Raw genomic sequence first — 18609 nt, 5'->3', positions numbered from 1 at the left:
TTAAGGAAAAGATCTATGCAACATTTGGATATCGCTGAATTAGTTCGTTCCGCACTGGAAGTAAGTGGTTGCGATCCTTCATTAATTGGAGGAATAGATAGCCATTCAACAATTGTTCTGGATTTATTTGCATTGCCAAGTATCTGTATCAGCGTCAAGGACGATGATGTATGGATCTGGGCGCAATTGGGTGCTGACAGCATGGTGGTATTACAACAGCGGGCTTATGAAATCTTAATGACCATAATGGAAGGATGCCATTTTGCCCGCGGCGGGCAATTACTACTGGGGGAGCAGAATGGGGAGCTAACGCTTAAAGCCTTAGTGCATCCGGATTTTTTATCTGACGGTGAAAAGTTCTCTACTGCCTTGAATGGGTTTTACAACTATCTGGAAGTTTTTAGTCGGTCGCTAATGAGATGAAAACACCTCGTTTACTGCAATATCTGGCCTACCCACAAAAAATAACCGGCCCAATTATTGAGGCGGAATTGCGCGATGTAGCCATTGGCGAACTGTGTGAAATACGCCGTGGCTGGCACCAAAAACAGGTTGTTGCACGTGCGCAGGTGGTTGGCTTACAGCGGGAACGCACCGTGCTGAGCCTTATCGGCAATGCCCAGGGGCTGAGCCGCGATGTCGTGCTTTATCCCACTGGACGCGCGTTATCGGCGTGGGTGGGATACTCGGTATTAGGCGCGGTGTTGGATCCGACAGGGAAAATCGTTGAGCGTTTTACCCCTGAAGTGGCGCCAATTAGCGAAGAACGCGTTATTGATGTCGCACCGCCTTCTTACGCTTCGCGCGTTGGCGTCCGTGAACCACTGATTACCGGTGTGCGCGCGATTGACGGGTTATTGACCTGTGGCGTAGGCCAGCGAATGGGCATTTTTGCCTCCGCAGGATGCGGTAAGACCATGCTGATGCATATGCTGATCGAGCAAACGGAGGCGGATGTCTTTGTTATCGGTCTTATCGGTGAACGAGGCCGCGAGGTCACTGAATTCGTGGATATGTTGCGCGCTTCGCATAAGAAAGAAAAATGCGTGCTGGTTTTTGCCACTTCCGATTTCCCCTCGGTCGATCGCTGTAATGCGGCGCAACTGGCGACAACCGTAGCGGAATATTTTCGCGACCAGGGAAAACGGGTCGTGCTTTTTATCGATTCCATGACCCGTTATGCGCGTGCTTTGCGAGATGTGGCACTGGCGTCGGGAGAGCGTCCGGCCCGTCGAGGTTATCCAGCCTCCGTATTCGATAATTTGCCCCGCTTGCTGGAACGCCCCGGGGCGACCAGCGAGGGAAGCATTACTGCCTTTTATACGGTACTGCTGGAAAGCGAGGAAGAGGCGGACCCGATGGCGGATGAAATTCGCTCTATCCTTGACGGTCACCTGTATCTGAGCAGAAAGCTGGCCGGGCAGGGACATTACCCGGCAATCGATGTACTGAAAAGCGTAAGCCGCGTTTTTGGACAAGTCACGACGCCGACACATGCTGAACAGGCATCTGCCGTGCGTAAATTAATGACGCGTCTGGAAGAGCTCCAGCTTTTCATTGACTTGGGAGAATATCGTCCTGGCGAAAATATCGATAACGATCGGGCGATGCAGATGCGGGATAGCCTGAAAGCCTGGTTATGCCAGCCGGTAGCGCAATATTCATCCTTTGATGACACGTTGAGCGGTATGAATGCATTCGCTGACCAGAATTAAAGTATTGCAGCGGCGCTGTACGGTATTTCATTCACAGTGTGAGTCGATATTACTTCGCTATCAGGATGAGGACCGCGGGCTGCAGGCCGAGGAGGAGGCGATCCTTGAACAAATAGCGGGTCTGAAATTGTTATTAGATACGCTGCGTGCAGAAAACAGACAGCTCAGTCGTGAGGAAATTTATACGTTATTACGTAAGCAGTCTATTGTTCGCCGGCAGATAAAAGATTTAGAACTCCAGATTATACAAATTCAGGAAAAACGGAGCGAGCTGGAAAAGAAAAGGGAAGAGTTTCAGAAAAAAAGTAAATATTGGTTGCGCAAAGAAGGGAACTATCAACGCTGGATAATCCGTCAGAAAAGACACTATATCCAGCGAGAGATACAGCAGGAAGAGGCCGAGTCAGAGGAGATAATTTAATGGGCGATGTGTCAGCTGTCAGTTCATCCGGGAACATTTTACTGCCGCAGCAGGATGAGGTTGGCGGTTTATCAGAAGCATTAAAAAAAGCGGTGGAAAAACATAAGACAGAATATTCCGATCATAAAAAAGATCGCGACTATGGCGATGCTTTCGTAATGCATAAAGAAACGGCTTTACCGGTATTGCTGGCGGCATGGCGACATGGCGCGCCAGCGAAATCAGAACATCACAATGGCAACGTTTCTGGTCTGCATCATAACGGAAAAGGCGAACTCAGGATTGCTGAAAAACTGTTGAAAGTCACTGCTGAAAAATCTGTCGGTTTGATCTCTGCGGAGGCCAAAGTAGATAAATCCGCAGCGTTGCTATCGTCTAAAAATAGGCCGTTAGAAAGCGTAAGTGGTAAAAAATTATCTGCTGATTTAAAAGCTGTGGAATCCGTTAGTGAAGTAACCGATAACGCCACGGGAGTCTCTGACGATAATATCAAGGCATTGCCTGGGGATAATAAAGCCATCGCGGGTGAAGGCGTTCGTAAAGAGGGCGCGCCGCTGGCGCGGGATGTCGCACCTGCCCGAATGGCCGCAGCCAATACCGGTAAGCCTGACGATAAAGATCATAAAAAGGTTAAAGATGTTTCTCAGCTTCCGCTGCAACCAACCACTATCGCCGATCTTAGCCAATTAACTGGCGGCGATGAAAAAATGCCTTTAGCGGCGCAATCAAAGCCGATGATGACTATTTTTCCCACTGCCGATGGCGTGAAAGGAGAGGATAGCTCGCTGACTTACCGTTTTCAGCGCTGGGGAAATGACTATTCCGTCAATATTCAGGCGCGGCAAGCAGGGGAGTTTTCGTTAATACCGTCAAATACGCAGGTTGAACATCGTTTGCATGATCAATGGCAAAACGGTAATCCCCAGCGCTGGCACCTGACGCGAGACGATCAACAAAATCCGCAGCAGCAACAGCACAGACAGCAATCTGGCGAGGAGGATGACGCCTGATGTCATTGCGTGTGAGACAGATTGATCGTCGCGAATGGCTATTGGCGCAAACCGCGACAGAATGCCAGCGCCATGGCCAGGAAGCTACGCTGGAATATCCGACGCGACAGGGAATGTGGGTTCGGTTGAGCGATGCAGAAAAACGGTGGTCGGCGTGGATTAAACCTGGGGACTGGCTTGAGCATGTCTCTCCCGCTCTGGCGGGGGCGGCGGTTTCTGCCGGTGCTGAGCACCTGGTCGTTCCCTGGCTTGCTGCAACAGAGCGACCGTTTGAGCTGCCCGTGCCGCATTTGTCCTGTCGGCGTTTATGCGTAGAGAACCCCGTGCCGGGAAGCGCGCTGCCGGAAGGGAAATTGTTGCACATTATGAGCGATCGGGGCGGCCTGTGGTTTGAATATCTTCCTGAACTGCCTGCAGTCGGGGGCGGCAGGCCGAAAATGCTGCGTTGGCCGTTGCGCTTTGTAATCGGTAGCAGTGATACGCAGCGTTCGTTGCTGGGCCGAATCGGGATCGGAGATGTTCTCCTGATTCGTACTTCCCGTGCGGAAGTTTATTGCTACGCAAAAAAGTTAGGTCATTTCAACCGTGTTGAAGGGGGAATTATTGTGGAAACGTTAGATATTCAACATATCGAAGAAGAAAATAATACAACTGAAACTGCAGAAACTCTGCCTGGCTTGAACCAATTGCCCGTCAAACTGGAATTTGTTTTGTATCGTAAGAACGTTACCCTCGCCGAACTCGAAACCATGGGGCAGCAGCAGCTATTATCACTGCCGACCAATGCTGAACTTAACGTTGAAATTATGGCGAATGGTGTTTTGCTGGGTAATGGCGAACTGGTACAGATGAATGACACCTTAGGCGTTGAGATCCATGAATGGCTGAGCGAGTCTGGTAATGGGGAATGATATCTCATTAATTGCCTTACTGGCATTTTCCACCCTGTTGCCATTTATTATTGCGTCAGGAACCTGTTTCGTTAAATTTTCTATTGTATTTGTCATGGTGCGTAACGCCCTGGGATTGCAGCAGATACCTTCAAATATGACGCTTAACGGCGTCGCATTGCTGCTTTCTATGTTTGTTATGTGGCCCATAATGCATGATGCCTACGTCTATTTTGAGGACGAAGATGTCACCTTTAATGATATTTCGTCATTAAGTAAACACGTTGATGAAGGTCTGGATGGTTATCGCGATTATCTGATCAAATATTCAGATCGCGAGTTAGTTCAGTTTTTTGAAAACGCGCAACTGAAGCGTCAGTATGGAGAAGAGACCGAGACGGTAAAGCGTGACAAAGATGAAATTGAAAAACCATCAATATTTGCGTTATTACCTGCTTATGCGCTGAGCGAAATAAAAAGCGCGTTTAAAATTGGTTTTTATCTCTATTTGCCCTTTGTTGTCGTCGACCTGGTGGTATCCAGCGTGCTACTGGCGCTGGGGATGATGATGATGAGTCCGGTGACGATATCTACACCTATTAAGCTGGTGCTTTTTGTCGCGCTTGATGGCTGGACATTACTGTCTAAAGGATTGATTTTACAGTATATGGACATTGCAACATGACATCATTACGAGACGGGATAGTTAAATGGATGATTTAGTGTTTGCAGGTAATAAGGCGCTCTATCTTGTTTTGATCCTGTCAGGGTGGCCGACGATTGTCGCAACGATTATCGGCCTCCTGGTAGGGTTATTCCAGACGGTAACGCAATTACAGGAACAGACGCTGCCTTTTGGCATTAAATTACTTGGCGTGTGTTTGTGCTTGTTTTTACTGTCTGGCTGGTATGGCGAAGTTTTACTCTCTTACGGGCGTCAGGTGATATTCCTGGCGTTGGCTAAGGGGTAAAAAATGTTTTACGCGTTGTACTTTGAAATTCATCACCTGGTTGCGTCTGCGGCACTAGGGTTTGCTCGCGTGGCGCCGATTTTTTTCTTCCTGCCGTTTTTGAATAGCGGGGTATTAAGCGGCGCGCCGAGAAACGCCATTATCATCCTGGTGGCATTGGGAGTATGGCCGCATGCATTGAACGAGGCGCCGCCGTTTTTATCGGTGGCGATGATCCCGTTAGTTCTGCAAGAAGCGGCGGTAGGCGTCATGCTGGGCTATCTGCTGTCATGGCCTTTTTGGGTTATGCATGCGCTGGGTTGTATTATCGATAACCAGCGAGGGGCAACGCTAAGTAGCAGTATCGATCCGGCAAACGGTATTGATACCTCGGAAATGGCTAATTTCCTGAATATGTTTGCCGCTGTCGTTTATTTACAAAACGGCGGTCTGGTCACGATGGTTGACGTGTTAAATAAAAGCTATCAGCTATGCGATCCGATGAACGAGTGCACGCCTTCATTACCGCCGCTATTAACGTTTATTAATCAGGTGGCTCAAAACGCCTTGGTTCTGGCCAGTCCGGTGGTATTAGTGCTGTTGCTGTCAGAAGTATTCCTGGGTTTATTGTCGCGCTTTGCTCCGCAAATGAACGCCTTTGCGATTTCACTGACGGTAAAAAGCGGCATTGCCGTTTTAATTATGCTGCTTTATTTCTCTCCGGTGCTACCGGACAATGTACTGCGACTCTCTTTCCAGGCCACAGGATTAAGCAGTTGGTTTTACGAGCGAGGGGCGACGCATGTCCTCGAATAAAACAGAAAAACCGACTAAAAAACGGCTGGAAGACTCCGCTAAAAAAGGCCAGTCATTTAAAAGTAAAGATCTCATTATCGCCTGCCTGACGCTGGGAGGAATTGCCTATCTGGTGTCGTATGGCTCATTTAATGAGTTTATGGGGATAATTAAGATCATTATTGCGGATAATTTTGATCAGAGCATGGCTGACTACAGTTTGGCCGTTTTTGGGATAGGGTTAAAATATCTGATTCCATTTATGCTGCTCTGCTTAGTGTGTTCCGCATTACCGGCGTTATTACAGGCCGGTTTTGTGCTGGCGACAGAAGCATTAAAACCTAATTTATCGGCGTTAAACCCGGTAGAAGGGGCGAAAAAACTTTTTAGTATGCGAACGGTTAAAGATACGGTCAAAACCCTACTGTATCTCTCATCCTTTGTGGTGGCCGCCATCATTTGCTGGAAGAAATATAAGGTTGAAATCTTTTCTCAGCTAAATGGCAATATTGTAGGTATTGCCGTCATTTGGCGTGAGCTTCTTCTCGCGTTGGTATTAACTTGCCTTGCTTGCGCATTGATTGTCTTATTATTGGATGCTATTGCGGAATATTTCCTGACCATGAAAGATATGAAAATGGATAAGGAAGAAGTGAAGCGTGAAATGAAGGAGCAGGAAGGGAACCCAGAGGTTAAATCTAAAAGACGTGAAGTTCATATGGAAATTCTGTCTGAACAGGTGAAATCCGATATTGAAAACTCACGCCTGATTGTTGCCAACCCCACGCATATTACGATCGGGATTTATTTTAAACCCGAACTGATGCCGATTCCGATGATCTCGGTGTATGAAACGAATCAGCGCGCACTGGCCGTCCGCGCCTATGCGGAGAAGGTTGGCGTACCTGTGATCGTCGATATCAAACTGGCGCGCAGTCTTTTCAAAACCCATCGCCGTTATGATCTGGTGAGTCTGGAAGAAATTGATGAAGTTTTACGTCTTCTGGTTTGGCTGGAAGAGGTAGAAAACGCGGGCAAAGACGTTATTCAGCCACAAGAAAACGAGGTACGGCATTGAGCCGCGTAAAGCAGTAGCGATGTATTCATTGGGCGTTTTTTGAATGTTCACTAACCACCGTCGGGGTTTAATAACTGCATCAGATAAACGCAGTAGTTAAGTTCTACAAAGTCGGTGACAGATAACAGGAGTAAGTAATGGATTATCAAAATAATGTCAGCGAAGAACGTGTTGCGGAAATGATTTGGGATGCCGTTAGTGAAGGCGCCACGCTAAAAGACGTTCATGGGATCCCTCAAGATATGATGGACGGTTTATATGCTCATGCTTATGAGTTTTATAACCAGGGACGACTGGATGAAGCTGAGACATTCTTTCGTTTCTTATGCATTTATGATTTTTACAATCCCGATTACACCATGGGACTGGCGGCAGTATGCCAACTGAAAAAACAATTTCAGAAAGCATGTGACCTTTATGCAGTAGCGTTTACGTTACTTAAAAATGATTATCGCCCCGTTTTTTTTACCGGGCAGTGTCAATTATTAATGCGTAAGGCGGCAAAAGCCAGGCAGTGTTTTGAACTTGTCAATGAACGTACTGAAGATGAGTCTCTGCGGGCAAAAGCGTTGGTCTATCTGGAGGCGCTAAAAACGGCGGAGACAGAGCAGCACAGTGAACAAGAAAAGGAATAATTATGGTAAATGACGCAAGTAGCATTAGCCGTAGCGGATATACCCAAAATCCGCGCCTCGCTGAGGCGGCTTTTGAAGGCGTTCGTAAGAACACGGACTTTTTAAAAGCGGCGGATAAAGCTTTTAAAGATGTGGTGGCAACGAAAGCGGGCGACCTTAAAGCCGGAACAAAGTCCGGCGAGAGCGCTATTAATACGGTGGGTCTGAAGCCGCCTACGGACGCCGCCCGGGAAAAACTCTCCAGCGAAGGGCAATTGACATTACTGCTTGGCAAGTTAATGACCCTACTGGGCGATGTTTCGCTGTCTCAACTGGAGTCTCGTCTGGCGGTATGGCAGGCGATGATTGAGTCACAAAAAGAGATGGGGATTCAGGTATCGAAAGAATTCCAGACAGCTCTGGGAGAGGCTCAGGAGGCGACGGATCTCTATGAAGCCAGCATCAAAAAGACGGATACCGCCAAGAGTGTTTATGACGCTGCGGCCAAAAAACTGACGCAGGCGCAAAATAAATTGCAATCGCTGGACCCGGCTGACCCCGGCTATGCACAAGCTGAAGCCGCGGTAGAACAGGCCGGAAAAGAAGCGACAGAGGCGAAAGAGGCATTAGATAAGGCCACGGATGCGACGGTTAAAGCAGGCACAGACGCCAAAGCGAAAGCCGAGAAAGCGGATAACATTCTGACCAAATTCCAGGGAACGGCTAATGCCGCCTCTCAGAATCAGGTTTCCCAGGGTGAGCAGGATAATCTGTCAAATGTCGCCCGCCTCACTATGCTCATGGCCATGTTTATTGAGATTGTGGGCAAAAATACGGAAGAAAGCCTGCAAAACGATCTTGCGCTTTTCAACGCCTTGCAGGAAGGGCGTCAGGCGGAGATGGAAAAGAAATCGGCTGAATTCCAGGAAGAGACGCGCAAAGCCGAGGAAACGAACCGCATTATGGGATGTATCGGGAAAGTCCTCGGCGCGCTGCTAACCATTGTCAGCGTTGTGGCCGCTGTTTTTACCGGTGGGGCGAGTCTGGCGCTGGCTGCGGTGGGACTTGCGGTAATGGTGGCCGATGAAATTGTGAAGGCGGCGACGGGGGTGTCGTTTATTCAGCAGGCGCTGAACCCGATTATGGAGCATGTGCTGAAGCCGTTAATGGAGCTGATTGGCAAGGCGATTACCAAAGCGCTGGAAGGATTAGGCGTCGATAAGAAAACGGCAGAGATGGCCGGCAGCATTGTTGGTGCGATTGTCGCCGCTATTGCGATGGTAGCGGTCATTGTGGTGGTCGCAGTTGTCGGGAAAGGCGCGGCGGCGAAACTGGGTAACGCGCTGAGCAAAATGATGGGCGAAACGATTAAGAAGTTGGTGCCTAACGTGCTGAAACAGTTGGCGCAAAACGGCAGCAAACTCTTTACCCAGGGGATGCAACGTATTACTAGCGGCCTGGGTAATGTGGGTAGCAAGATGGGCCTGCAAACGAATGCCTTAAGTAAAGAGCTGGTAGGTAATACCCTAAATAAAGTGGCGTTGGGCATGGAAGTCACGAATACCGCAGCCCAGTCAGCCGGTGGTGTTGCCGAGGGCGTATTTATTAAAAATGCCAGCGAGGCGCTTGCTGATTTTATGCTCGCCCGTTTTGCCATGGATCAGATTCAGCAGTGGCTTAAACAATCCGTAGAAATATTTGGTGAAAACCAGAAGGTAACGGCGGAACTACAAAAAGCCATGTCTTCTGCGGTACAGCAAAATGCGGATGCTTCGCGTTTTATTCTGCGCCAGAGTCGCGCATAAAAACTGCCAAAATAAAGGGAGAAAAATATGTTAATTAGTAATGTGGGAGTAAATCCCGCCGCTTATTTAAATAATCATTCTGTTGAGAATAGTTCACAGACAGCTTCGCAATCCGTTAGCGCTAAAGATATTCTGAATAGTATTGGTATTAGCAGCAGTAAAGTCAGTGACCTGGGGTTGAGTCCTACACTGAGCGCGCCTGCGCCAGGGGTATTAACGCAAACCCCCGGAACGATCACGTCCTTTTTAAAAGCCAGTATTCAAAATACCGACATGAATCAGGATTTGAATGCCCTGGCAAATAATGTCACGACTAAAGCGAATGAGGTTGTGCAAACCCAGTTACGCGAGCAGCAGGCAGAAGTCGGAAAGTTTTTTGATATTAGCGGAATGTCTTCCAGTGCCGTTGCGCTGTTGGCTGCCGCGAATACGTTAATGCTGACGTTGAACCAGGCTGATAGCAAACTGTCTGGTAAGTTGTCATTAGTCAGCTTTGATGCAGCTAAAACGACGGCAAGCTCCATGATGCGCGAAGGGATGAATGCGTTGTCCGGTAGTATTTCCCAGAGCGCGCTTCAGTTGGGGATCACTGGCGTGGGCGCCAAACTGGAATATAAGGGGCTGCAGAATGAAAGAGGCGCGCTTAAACATAATGCCGCGAAGATCGATAAACTGACCACTGAAAGCCACAGTATTAAAAACGTGCTGAACGGGCAGAATAGCGTCAAACTCGGTGCTGAAGGCGTCGATTCTCTGAAATCGTTAAATATGAAGAAAACCGGTACCGATGCGACGAAAAATCTTAATGATGCGACGCTTAAATCTAATGCCGGAACCAGCGCCACGGAAAGTCTGGGTATTAAAGACAGTAATAAACAAATCTCCCCTGAACATCAGGCTATTCTGTCGAAACGTCTTGAGTCTGTCGAATCCGATATTCGTCTTGAGCAGAATACCATGGATATGACCCGAATTGATGCGCGCAAGATGCAGATGACGGGCGATCTGATTATGAAGAATTCGGTCACGGTCGGTGGTATTGCAGGGGCGTCCGGGCAGTACGCCGCTACTCAGGAACGTTCCGAGCAGCAAATTAGCCAGGTGAATAACCGTGTTGCCAGCACCGCATCGGACGAAGCCCGTGAAAGTTCACGTAAATCGACCAGCCTGATTCAGGAAATGCTGAAAACAATGGAGAGCATTAACCAGTCGAAAGCATCCGCACTTGCTGCTATCGCAGGCAATATTCGCGCTTAATCTGAAAGGTCATCTATACGCCATCAGGGGTGTGATTTAATCGCGCTCCTGATGGCGAACTGGGGATATTATGCTTAATATTCAAAATTATTCCGCTTCTCCTCATCCGGGGATCGTTGCCGAACGGCCGCAGACTCCCTCGGCGAGCGAGCACGTCGAGACTGCCGTGGTACCGTCTACCACAGAACATCGCGGTACAGATATCATTTCATTATCGCAGGCGGCTACTAAAATCCAGCAGACACAGCAGACGCTGCAGTCAACGCCACCGATTTCTGAAGAGAATAATGACGAGCGCACGCTGGCGCGCCAGCAGTTGACCAGCAGCCTGAATGCGCTGGCGAAGTCTGGCGTGTCATTATCCGCAGAACAAAATGAGAACCTGCGGAGCGCGTTTTCTGCGCCGACGTCGGCCTTATTTAGCGCTTCGCCTATGGCGCAGCCGAGAACAACCATTTCTGATGCTGAGATTTGGGATATGGTTTCCCAAAATATATCGGCGATAGGTGACAGCTATCTGGGCGTTTATGAAAACGTTGTCGCAGTCTATACCGATTTTTATCAGGCCTTCAGTGATATTCTTTCCAAAATGGGAGGCTGGTTATCGCCTGGTAAGGATGGAAATACCATTAAGCTAAATGTTGACTCACTTAAAAGTGAAATAAGTAGTTTAATTAATAAATACACTCAAATAAATAAAAATACGATTTTATTTCCCTCGCAAACTGGCAGCGGAGTGACAACAGCAACGAAAGCGGAAGCTGAGCAGTGGATTAAAGAATTGAATTTACCGGCCAGCTGTCTAAAGGCGTCTGGTTCTGGTTATGTCGTACTGGTGGATACGGGGCCACTGAGCAAAATGGTTAGCGATCTTAATGGAATAGGATCGGGTTCAGCCCTTGAACTGGATAACGCCAAATATCAAGCCTGGCAGTCGGGTTTTAAAGCACAGGAAGAAAATCTGAAAACCACATTACAGACGCTGACGCAAAAATATAGCAATGCCAATTCATTGTACGACAACCTGGTAAAAGTGCTGAGCAGTACGATAAGTAGCAGCCTGGAAACCGCCAAAAGCTTCCTGCAAGGATAACAGAAGAGGATATTAATAATGGTTACAAGTGTAAGAACTCAGCCCCCCGTCATGATGCCAGGTATGCAGACCGAGATCAAAACGCAGGCCACGAATCTTGCGGCGAATCTTTCCGCAGTCAGAGAAAGTGCCACAGCGACGCTGTCAGGGGAAATTAAAGGCCCGCAACTGGAAGGTTTTCCCGCGCTGATCAAACAGGCGAGTCTGGATGCATTGTTTGCATGCGGGAAAGACGCCGAGGCGTTAAAAGAAGTTTTTACCAATTCAAATAATGTCGCCGGTAAGAAAGCGATAATGGAATTTGCCGGGCTCTTTCGTTCAGCGCTCAACGCCACCAGTGATTCTCCTGAGGCGAAGACGCTACTAATGAAGGTGGGGGCAGAGTATACCGCGCAAATCATAAAAGATGGCCTGAAAGAAAAGTCAGCTTTTGGACCATGGCTGCCAGAAACAAAGAAAGCGGAAGCGAAGCTGGAAAACCTGGAAAAACAGCTGTTAGATATCATCAAAAATAACACTGGCGGTGAATTAAGTAAATTATCGACGAATCTTGTTATGCAGGAGGTGATGCCCTATATTGCCAGCTGCATTGAACATAACTTTGGCTGTACGTTAGATCCGTTAACCCGCAGCAATCTTACGCACCTTGTTGACAAAGCGGCGGCGAAGGCGGTTGAGGCGCTTGATATGTGCCACCAAAAATTAACGCAAGAGCAGGGTACCAGCGTAGGACGGGAAGCCCGGCACCTTGAAATGCAAACGTTGATACCCCTGCTGCTACGTAATGTTTTTGCACAAATTCCTGCAGATAAACTGCCCGACCCTAAAATTCCGGAACCTGCGGCTGGACCAGTACCTGATGGTGGGAAAAAAGCAGAACCTACGGGTATTAATATCAATATTAATATTGATAGCAGTAACCGTAGCGTGGATAACAGTAAGCATATTAACAATAGCCGAAGCCATGTCGATAATAGCCAGCGCCATATCGATAATAGCAACCATGATCATAGCCGGAAGACGATTGATAATAGCCGAACATTTATTGATAACAGCCAACGCCATGGCGAGTCACACCATTCGACTAACAGCAGTAACGTAAGTCATAGTCATTCGCGTGTGGATTCGACTACGCATCAAACGGAGACGGCACACAGCGCCAGCACAGGGGCAATTGACCATGGCATCGCGGGTAAAATTGACGTCACGGCTCATGCGACGGCAGAGGCTGTGACCAACTCTTCATCCGAAAGTAAAAATGGAAAGGTGGTCACGTCAGAAAAGGGCACTACGGGTGAAACCCCCTCTTTTGATGAAGTCGATGGCGTAACCAGCAAGAGCATTATCGGCAAGCCGGTACAGGCCACGGTGCACGGCGTTGATGATAATAAACAGCAAAGCCAGACGGCAGAGATTGTGAATGTGAAGCCGCTTGCCAGTCAACTGGCTGGCGTCGAGAATGTTAAAATCGATACCTTACAATCAGACTCGACGGTAATTACAGGTAATAAAGCCGGTACGACCGATAATGATAATAGCCAGACAGATAAGACTGGCCCATTTTCTGGTTTGAAGTTTAAGCAAAATAGTTTCCTCTCAACAGTACCGAGCGTTACGAATATGCATTCAATACATTTCAACGCCCGTGAGGCGTTTTTGGGTGTGATACGTAAAGCCCTGGAGCCGGATACCTCCACACCGTTCCCTGTACGCAGAGCGTTTGACGGCTTGCGTGGGGAAATATTACCCAATGACACGATAAAGAGTGCAGCGTTGAAAGCGCAATGTAGCGATATTGACAAGCACCCAGAATTGAAAGCGAAAATGGATACGCTTAAAGAGGTCATTACTCATCATCCACAAAAAGAAAAACTGGCTGAGATTGCATTGCAGTTTGCCAGAGAGGCGGGGTTGACCAGGCAAAAAGGGGAAACTGACTATGTGTTAAGTAATGTGCTGGACGGCCTTATCGGAGACGGTAGCTGGCGAGCTGGCCCGGCTTACGAGTCATACCTGAATAAACCTGGCGTGGATCGGGTTATTACTACCGTTGATGGCTTGCACATGCAGCGTTAATTAACCGGGAAAGATGCGATGAATATGGATATTGAAGCAAGAGTCAAAAAAGTGATCACCTCCTGTATTGCCGTTGATGTTGATAGTATCAATGGTCAGACCCATCTGGTTGAGGATCTTTATGCTGACTCATTGGATTTAATTGATATTGTATTTGGTCTTAGTGAGGAGTTTGACATTAGTTGCAATGAAAACGATCTTCCTGATATGACGACCTTTGCAGATATATGCCGTGTTGTTAAAAAAAGTCTTGAGTCCAGGGTGTAGTATTTTTCTCTCGCTCGACAACAATTGAACAAGATTAATTGTTATGAAAATCATCACACACGTAGTACCCGGTTCAGGTATGGCTGCAATATATGATGATATTGCTGACAGTCCGCGTTTTGTTATTAAAGGCAAGTTACGTCATGTTGAAAATGATCCGAAGGAGCTGCTGATATGTGTTCCGATGCGTAGTGAATGGCTATTCTACTGGATTAAAGGAGAGAAATATTGCGCCCGGCGATGGGCGCGAAAAAGTATCAAGACATTGTGTAACCAGATTAAATTTGAAGAAGCAATCTTATAAAAGATATAATTCAAGAGGAAAGTAAATTGCAAGCACACCAGGATATTATCGCTAATATTGGTGAGAAATTGGGTTTACCGCTCACTTTTGACGACAACAATCAGTGCTTATTACTACTCGATAGCGATATTTTTACGTCTATTGAAGCTAAAGATGATATCTGGTTATTGAACGGTATGATTATACCGTTATCGCCTGTTTGTGGCGATTCTATCTGGCGGCAGATTATGGTGATTAATGGTGAACTGGCTGCGAATAATGAAGGTACGTTAGCGTATATTGAGGCCGCAGAGACGTTGTTGTTTATACATGCAATTACCGATCTGACAAATACTTACCATATTATATCGCAGCTTGAGTCATTTGTGAATCAGCAGGAAGCGCTCAAAAACATACTGCAGGAATATGCTAAAGTATGAGGAGAGAAAATTGAATAATTTAACGTTGTCTTCTTTTTCAAAAGTTGGTGTGTCGAATGATGCCCGACTTTATATTGCTAAGGAAAATACTGATAAGGCATATGTTGCGCCTGAAAAATTTTCGTCAAAAGTATTAACCTGGCTTGGAAAAATGCCGTTATTTAAAAACACTGAAGTGGTGCAAAAACATACGGAAAACATCAAGGGACAGGATCAGAAAATTTTACAAACATTTCTCCAGGCACTAACGGAAAAATATGGGGAAACAGCGGTCAATAACGCACTGTTAATGTCCCGTATAAATATGAACAAACCCCTTACCCAACGTTTAGCAGTGCAGATCACGGAGTGTGTAAAAGCTGCTGACGAAGGGTTTATAAACCTTATTAAGAGCAAGGATAATGTTGGTGTCATGAATGCCGCTTTAGTCATAAAAGGCGGCGATACAAAAGTGGCAGAAAAAAATAACGATATTGGAGCAGAAAGTAAGCAACCTTTACTCGATATCGCGCTAAAAGGACTTAAGAGAACAATACCGCAACTGGAACAAATGGATGGAAATAGCCTGCGAGAAAACTTCCAGGAGATGGCTTCAGGTAACGGCCCGCTACGTTCATTAATGACGAATTTACAGAATTTAAATAAAATTCCAGAGGCTAAACAACTTAATGATTATGTTACAACGTTAAAAAATATTCAGATAGGAGCAGACAGGTTCTCACAATGGGGAACCTGTGGGGGAGTGGTTGAGAGGTGGATTGATAAAGCCTCTACTCATGAATTAACCCAGGCTGTAAAAAAAATTCACGTTATTGCTAAAGAACTGAAAAACGTTACAGCTGAACTTGAGAAAATAGAAGCCGGCGCGCCAATGCCACAGACGATGAGCGGACCGACACTGGGCCTGGCACGGTTTGCGGTCAGCAGCATTCCAATTAATCAGCAAACCCAAGTGAAACTGAGCGATGGAATGCCTGTGCCAGTGAATACGTTAACTTTTGACGGTAAGCCTGTGGCATTAGCCGGTTCGTACCCAAAAAATACGCCGGACGCGCTGGAAGCGCATATGAAAATGCTTCTTGAAAAAGAATGCTCGTGCCTGGTGGTGTTAACGTCGGAAGATCAGATGCAGGCAAAACAATTACCACCCTATTTCAGAGGGAGCTACACTTTTGGCGAGGTGCATACCAACAGCCAAAAAGTGAGCTCAGCCAGTCAGGGAGGAGCGATAGACCAATACAATATGCACCTGTCCTGCGGGGAAAAGCAGTATACAATCCCGGTATTGCATGTGAAAAATTGGCCAGATCACCAGCCGTTACCGTCTACTGATCAGTTAGAATACCTGGCAGATAGGGTGAAAAATAGTAACCAAAATGGCGCGCCGGGGCGTAGTTCATCAGATAAGTATTTACCGATGATTCATTGTCTGGACGGAGTGGGGAGAACCGGAACGATGGCGGCGGCTCTTGTACTTAAGGATAATCCTCATAGTAATCTGGAGCAGGTACGTGCAGATTTCCGGGATTCACGGAACAATAGAATGCTGGAAGACGCCTCACAGTTTGTACAACTAAAAGCAATGCAAGCCCAGTTGCTTATGACGACAGCAAGCTGATAAAAACATAGCTTACTTTTAGAACTATCTGAAAGTAAGCTATTTCTGTATAATTATTTGTTTACCGCGATAGAAAGTCTTTTGTTTTTCTCTTCTGCTGACATCCCTTTTAATTTTCTGTAATTCTCCCAAATTTTTTTAGCATAACGCTTCCTTATATCCGATCGTTTCGGTGACGTCCCGGCATTATAAGCGCCAACGGCCTCCCAGCTATAACCGTAGATTTTCATCATATCTGATAAAATGGATGCGCCCACAATGACAGAAATGCAGGGGTCCTGTAACAACTGTTTTTCACTAATCCCCATTTTTTTCAGCCTTTTCATATGGAAGCTGTTAATTTGCATCAGGCCAAGATCGGTTGAACCATCTCGGTTATAACCAATGGCGCCTGGTTTCATCGCCGATTCCTGCTGGGCGATAGCGTAAAGTAGTTCGGATTCAATATTGAACATTTTTTCAGCCTGAAGCCAGCAATCAGCCCATGCCGTATTTATGCTAAGCAACCAGATTACGATGATAAAAAAATAATGCATATCTCCTCTCTCAGATTTTACCGTAATTTAATCAAGCGGGGATCCTGTTTCCATCTTTTGAACCAAATATTGTCTTCGTTTTTAAATTTATTCCACATTTTCTCGGCAATAGCTTCGCCGTGGGCAACCAGCACTAACGGTAATAATCCCGGATTATTATCTATACGCTGTTCACTTTCCAGAAATTCTCTTATCGTCGGTAAGGCTCGCTCACTATTCTGACAGTATTCAGCATAAAGAAGATTAACAGCAATAAGCCCTGTTATTTCCTGCGTGGATATTTCTTTAGTTAATTTTCGTGCCAGTTCATGTTTACCTTTAAGCGAAAGAAACATAACCTGCATACTTAATAATATTGGATTATCCTGCAGGTGTTGTGAGCGTAATTCATCGCCTAAACGTATAGCATCATCAATACCAGTATGATAATAGGTAATCCACAGCTTAGTGATCCCTGCGGCTGCGCGCGTTGGATCCAATTTTAAACACTCATTAATCGTTTGTAAGGCCTCCTCCAACTGACCAGCCATGAAAAGATTCCAGCCATAATAATATTTAATATCTGCAGAAATGGGCGAAAGTAAGTTAGCTTGTTTGAATAGCAAACTCCCGACGATGTATTCTGAATGAATCGTATTAATTAGCCCCAGTAATCCTAAAGCTTGTGGATTATTGTGGTCCAGCTCTGTCGCCTTAATCGCATGTTCTTTAGCTTTGATCATGGCGTTTTGTTTATCAAAAATCCCCATTTGCGCCATGCTGAGGTAGCATTCTGCCAGCGCACAGTAAGGCGCAATGCTGTTTGGCGACATGTTAACGCATTGAGTCAGCAATTTAAGCGCTTGCTGTAAGCTATAGGGGGTATATTGATTTAACTCATGCTTACCGCGTAAGTAAACCATAGTACTGTCAATCGAATTTAGCTCGCTAACCTGCTTTGTGTCCCAGCGAAGCCCGGGAATACATCTGAGCAAAAGATTAGCAATTTTGTTTTGCAAGAGAGAAGCGGGTTGGTGTTCTATCAACTTAATGCTTTCCTGGTGCAGCAGGTGATAACCTTTAACCCGAACTATCTCGATCTGTACAATATTATCATTGCCATCGGGTATCATCTGCCCGGAGATATAATAATCGGGGCGTAATTGATCCATGAGCTCAAGTATATCCTTAACACTGCGACAGTTCTTCGTAATGGTCACCGGCAGCACGCTCAGGCCAAAGGGCGCATACTGCGATAATCCCTTCACGATAGAGTAATGCAGACTCTCGGATTGAACCTGATCCTGCATCTGAAAAGGAAGTATCGCCAATGTATGAGTCGTAGGTTGCGGCGCTGGCGGAGACACCACTACGACCGGACGATTAAACCGATAGCCCTGTCCGTACAGTGTTTCAATGTAACGATGCTCTTTATCTTCCGACAGAATACGTCGTAAGGCATAAATACAGCGGGTAAGAGATTCTTCGTTAACTTCCGCGTCGCCCCATACCTGGTCCAGTAAGGTGTTTTTACTCACAATCTCGCCGGCGGCTTCGAGCAGGATGACCAGAACGGCATATTCTTTTGGCGGAATATTGACTTTCTTTTCTGAGCGTAGCAGGGAGCCGTCCATGTTGAGTATGAAATCATCAAAGACGAATTTTTTATTCGATACAGGAACAGGATTAAAATGTGGCATGATAATAGTGTATTCTCTTACAGGGTGAAAAGTTATAATAGCTAATACAAGTCGTTAGGATAGAATCTACTGTTTCAGTAAT

General features: G+C 46.5%; 20 protein-coding genes. 18 read left to right on the top strand and 2 right to left on the bottom strand.

Features of this window, described 5'->3' with window-relative positions:
* Window positions 1-15 precede the first annotated feature (15 nt).
* The 18 genes from spaK (at window position 16) to sptP (ending at window position 16312) form a co-directional block, all read left to right on the top strand.
* A complete protein-coding gene (gene spaK, locus NA624_RS14110; protein ID WP_001164066.1) occupies window positions 16-423 on the top strand; it encodes an SPI-1 type III secretion system chaperone SpaK in 408 nt (135 codons plus the stop codon).
* A complete protein-coding gene (gene invC / locus NA624_RS14105) occupies window positions 420-1715 on the top strand; it encodes a SctN family type III secretion system ATPase InvC (protein ID WP_000856766.1) in 1296 nt (431 codons plus the stop codon). Before spaK ends, invC begins: the two co-directional genes overlap by 4 nt.
* Entirely contained in the window at window positions 1693-2136 is a 444-nt protein-coding gene (gene spaM / locus NA624_RS14100; RefSeq protein WP_000555884.1) for an SPI-1 type III secretion system protein SpaM, read from the top strand. The genes invC and spaM overlap by 23 nt, the downstream gene beginning before the upstream one ends.
* Window positions 2136-3146 (top strand): SPI-1 type III secretion system protein SpaN, encoded by a 1011-nt coding sequence (spaN, locus tag NA624_RS14095; protein WP_000503097.1) that lies wholly within the window; start codon window positions 2136-2138, stop codon window positions 3144-3146. Before spaM ends, spaN begins: the two co-directional genes overlap by 1 nt.
* Window positions 3146-4057 (top strand): SPI-1 type III secretion system protein SpaO, encoded by a 912-nt coding sequence (spaO, locus tag NA624_RS14090; protein WP_000058727.1) that lies wholly within the window; start codon window positions 3146-3148, stop codon window positions 4055-4057. The genes spaN and spaO overlap by 1 nt, the downstream gene beginning before the upstream one ends.
* Entirely contained in the window at window positions 4047-4721 is a 675-nt protein-coding gene (gene spaP / locus NA624_RS14085; RefSeq protein ID WP_000526016.1) for an SPI-1 type III secretion system export apparatus protein SpaP, read from the top strand. The genes spaO and spaP overlap by 11 nt, the downstream gene beginning before the upstream one ends.
* Before the next feature lie 25 nt (window positions 4722-4746).
* Window positions 4747-5007, top strand: a complete 261-nt coding sequence (gene spaQ / locus NA624_RS14080) for an SPI-1 type III secretion system export apparatus protein SpaQ (RefSeq protein WP_000342503.1) — start codon at window positions 4747-4749, stop codon at window positions 5005-5007.
* Between the two features lie 3 nt (window positions 5008-5010).
* The gene (spaR, locus tag NA624_RS14075; RefSeq protein WP_000498966.1) at window positions 5011-5802 is read left to right on the top strand and encodes an SPI-1 type III secretion system export apparatus protein SpaR; all 792 of its coding nucleotides are present in this window, start codon (window positions 5011-5013) and stop codon (window positions 5800-5802) included.
* Complete coding sequence (spaS, locus tag NA624_RS14070) at window positions 5789-6859, top strand: SPI-1 type III secretion system export apparatus protein SpaS (RefSeq protein WP_000097719.1); 1071 nt, start codon at window positions 5789-5791, stop codon at window positions 6857-6859. The genes spaR and spaS overlap by 14 nt, the downstream gene beginning before the upstream one ends.
* Before the next feature lie 137 nt (window positions 6860-6996).
* Window positions 6997-7494, top strand: a complete 498-nt coding sequence (gene sicA / locus NA624_RS14065) for a SycD/LcrH family type III secretion system chaperone SicA (RefSeq protein WP_000386309.1) — start codon at window positions 6997-6999, stop codon at window positions 7492-7494.
* 2 nt (window positions 7495-7496) lie between these two features.
* Complete coding sequence (gene sipB, locus NA624_RS14060; RefSeq protein WP_000245782.1) at window positions 7497-9278, top strand: SPI-1 type III secretion system needle tip complex protein SipB; 1782 nt, start codon at window positions 7497-7499, stop codon at window positions 9276-9278.
* 27 nt (window positions 9279-9305) lie between these two features.
* Window positions 9306-10535, top strand: a complete 1230-nt coding sequence (gene sipC, locus NA624_RS14055; protein ID WP_000909028.1) for an SPI-1 type III secretion system needle tip complex protein SipC — start codon at window positions 9306-9308, stop codon at window positions 10533-10535.
* A gap of 70 nt (window positions 10536-10605) precedes the next feature.
* Complete coding sequence (gene sipD / locus NA624_RS14050; protein ID WP_000932256.1) at window positions 10606-11628, top strand: SPI-1 type III secretion system needle tip complex protein SipD; 1023 nt, start codon at window positions 10606-10608, stop codon at window positions 11626-11628.
* Window positions 11629-11646: 18 nt separating this feature from the next.
* Window positions 11647-13704, top strand: a complete 2058-nt coding sequence (gene sipA, locus NA624_RS14045) for an SPI-1 type III secretion system effector SipA (RefSeq protein ID WP_000258830.1) — start codon at window positions 11647-11649, stop codon at window positions 13702-13704.
* Between the two features lie 18 nt (window positions 13705-13722).
* Window positions 13723-13971 (top strand): acyl carrier protein, encoded by a 249-nt coding sequence (locus NA624_RS14040; protein ID WP_001055579.1) that lies wholly within the window; start codon window positions 13723-13725, stop codon window positions 13969-13971.
* Window positions 13972-14014: 43 nt separating this feature from the next.
* Window positions 14015-14275 (top strand): hypothetical protein, encoded by a 261-nt coding sequence (locus NA624_RS14035; protein ID WP_000692251.1) that lies wholly within the window; start codon window positions 14015-14017, stop codon window positions 14273-14275.
* 26 nt (window positions 14276-14301) lie between these two features.
* Window positions 14302-14694, top strand: a complete 393-nt coding sequence (gene sicP / locus NA624_RS14030) for a chaperone SicP (RefSeq protein WP_001147854.1) — start codon at window positions 14302-14304, stop codon at window positions 14692-14694.
* Window positions 14681-16312: an SPI-1 type III secretion system effector GTPase-activating protein SptP gene (gene sptP, locus NA624_RS14025; RefSeq protein WP_000922289.1), complete on the top strand. Its 1632-nt coding sequence runs from the start codon at window positions 14681-14683 to the stop codon at window positions 16310-16312. Before sicP ends, sptP begins: the two co-directional genes overlap by 14 nt.
* A 53-nt stretch (window positions 16313-16365) precedes the next feature.
* On the opposite strand, the gene iagB is transcribed toward sptP, so the two are convergent.
* Window positions 16366-16848, bottom strand: coding sequence for an SPI-1 type III secretion system invasion protein IagB (gene iagB / locus NA624_RS14020; RefSeq protein ID WP_000558932.1), 483 nt, complete (start codon window positions 16846-16848; stop codon window positions 16366-16368).
* Between the two features lie 17 nt (window positions 16849-16865).
* Window positions 16866-18527: a transcriptional regulator HilA gene (gene hilA / locus NA624_RS14015; RefSeq protein WP_001120090.1), complete on the bottom strand. Its 1662-nt coding sequence runs from the start codon at window positions 18525-18527 to the stop codon at window positions 16866-16868.
* Window positions 18528-18609 lie beyond the last annotated feature (82 nt).

This window comes from Salmonella sp. NW38 (assembly GCF_051807745.1).
GTDB classification, from domain to species: Bacteria; Pseudomonadota; Gammaproteobacteria; order Enterobacterales; family Enterobacteriaceae; genus Salmonella; species Salmonella enterica.
The sequence above is the reverse complement of the archived record's forward strand: the minus strand, read 5'-3'. Positions and strand labels throughout refer to the sequence as shown.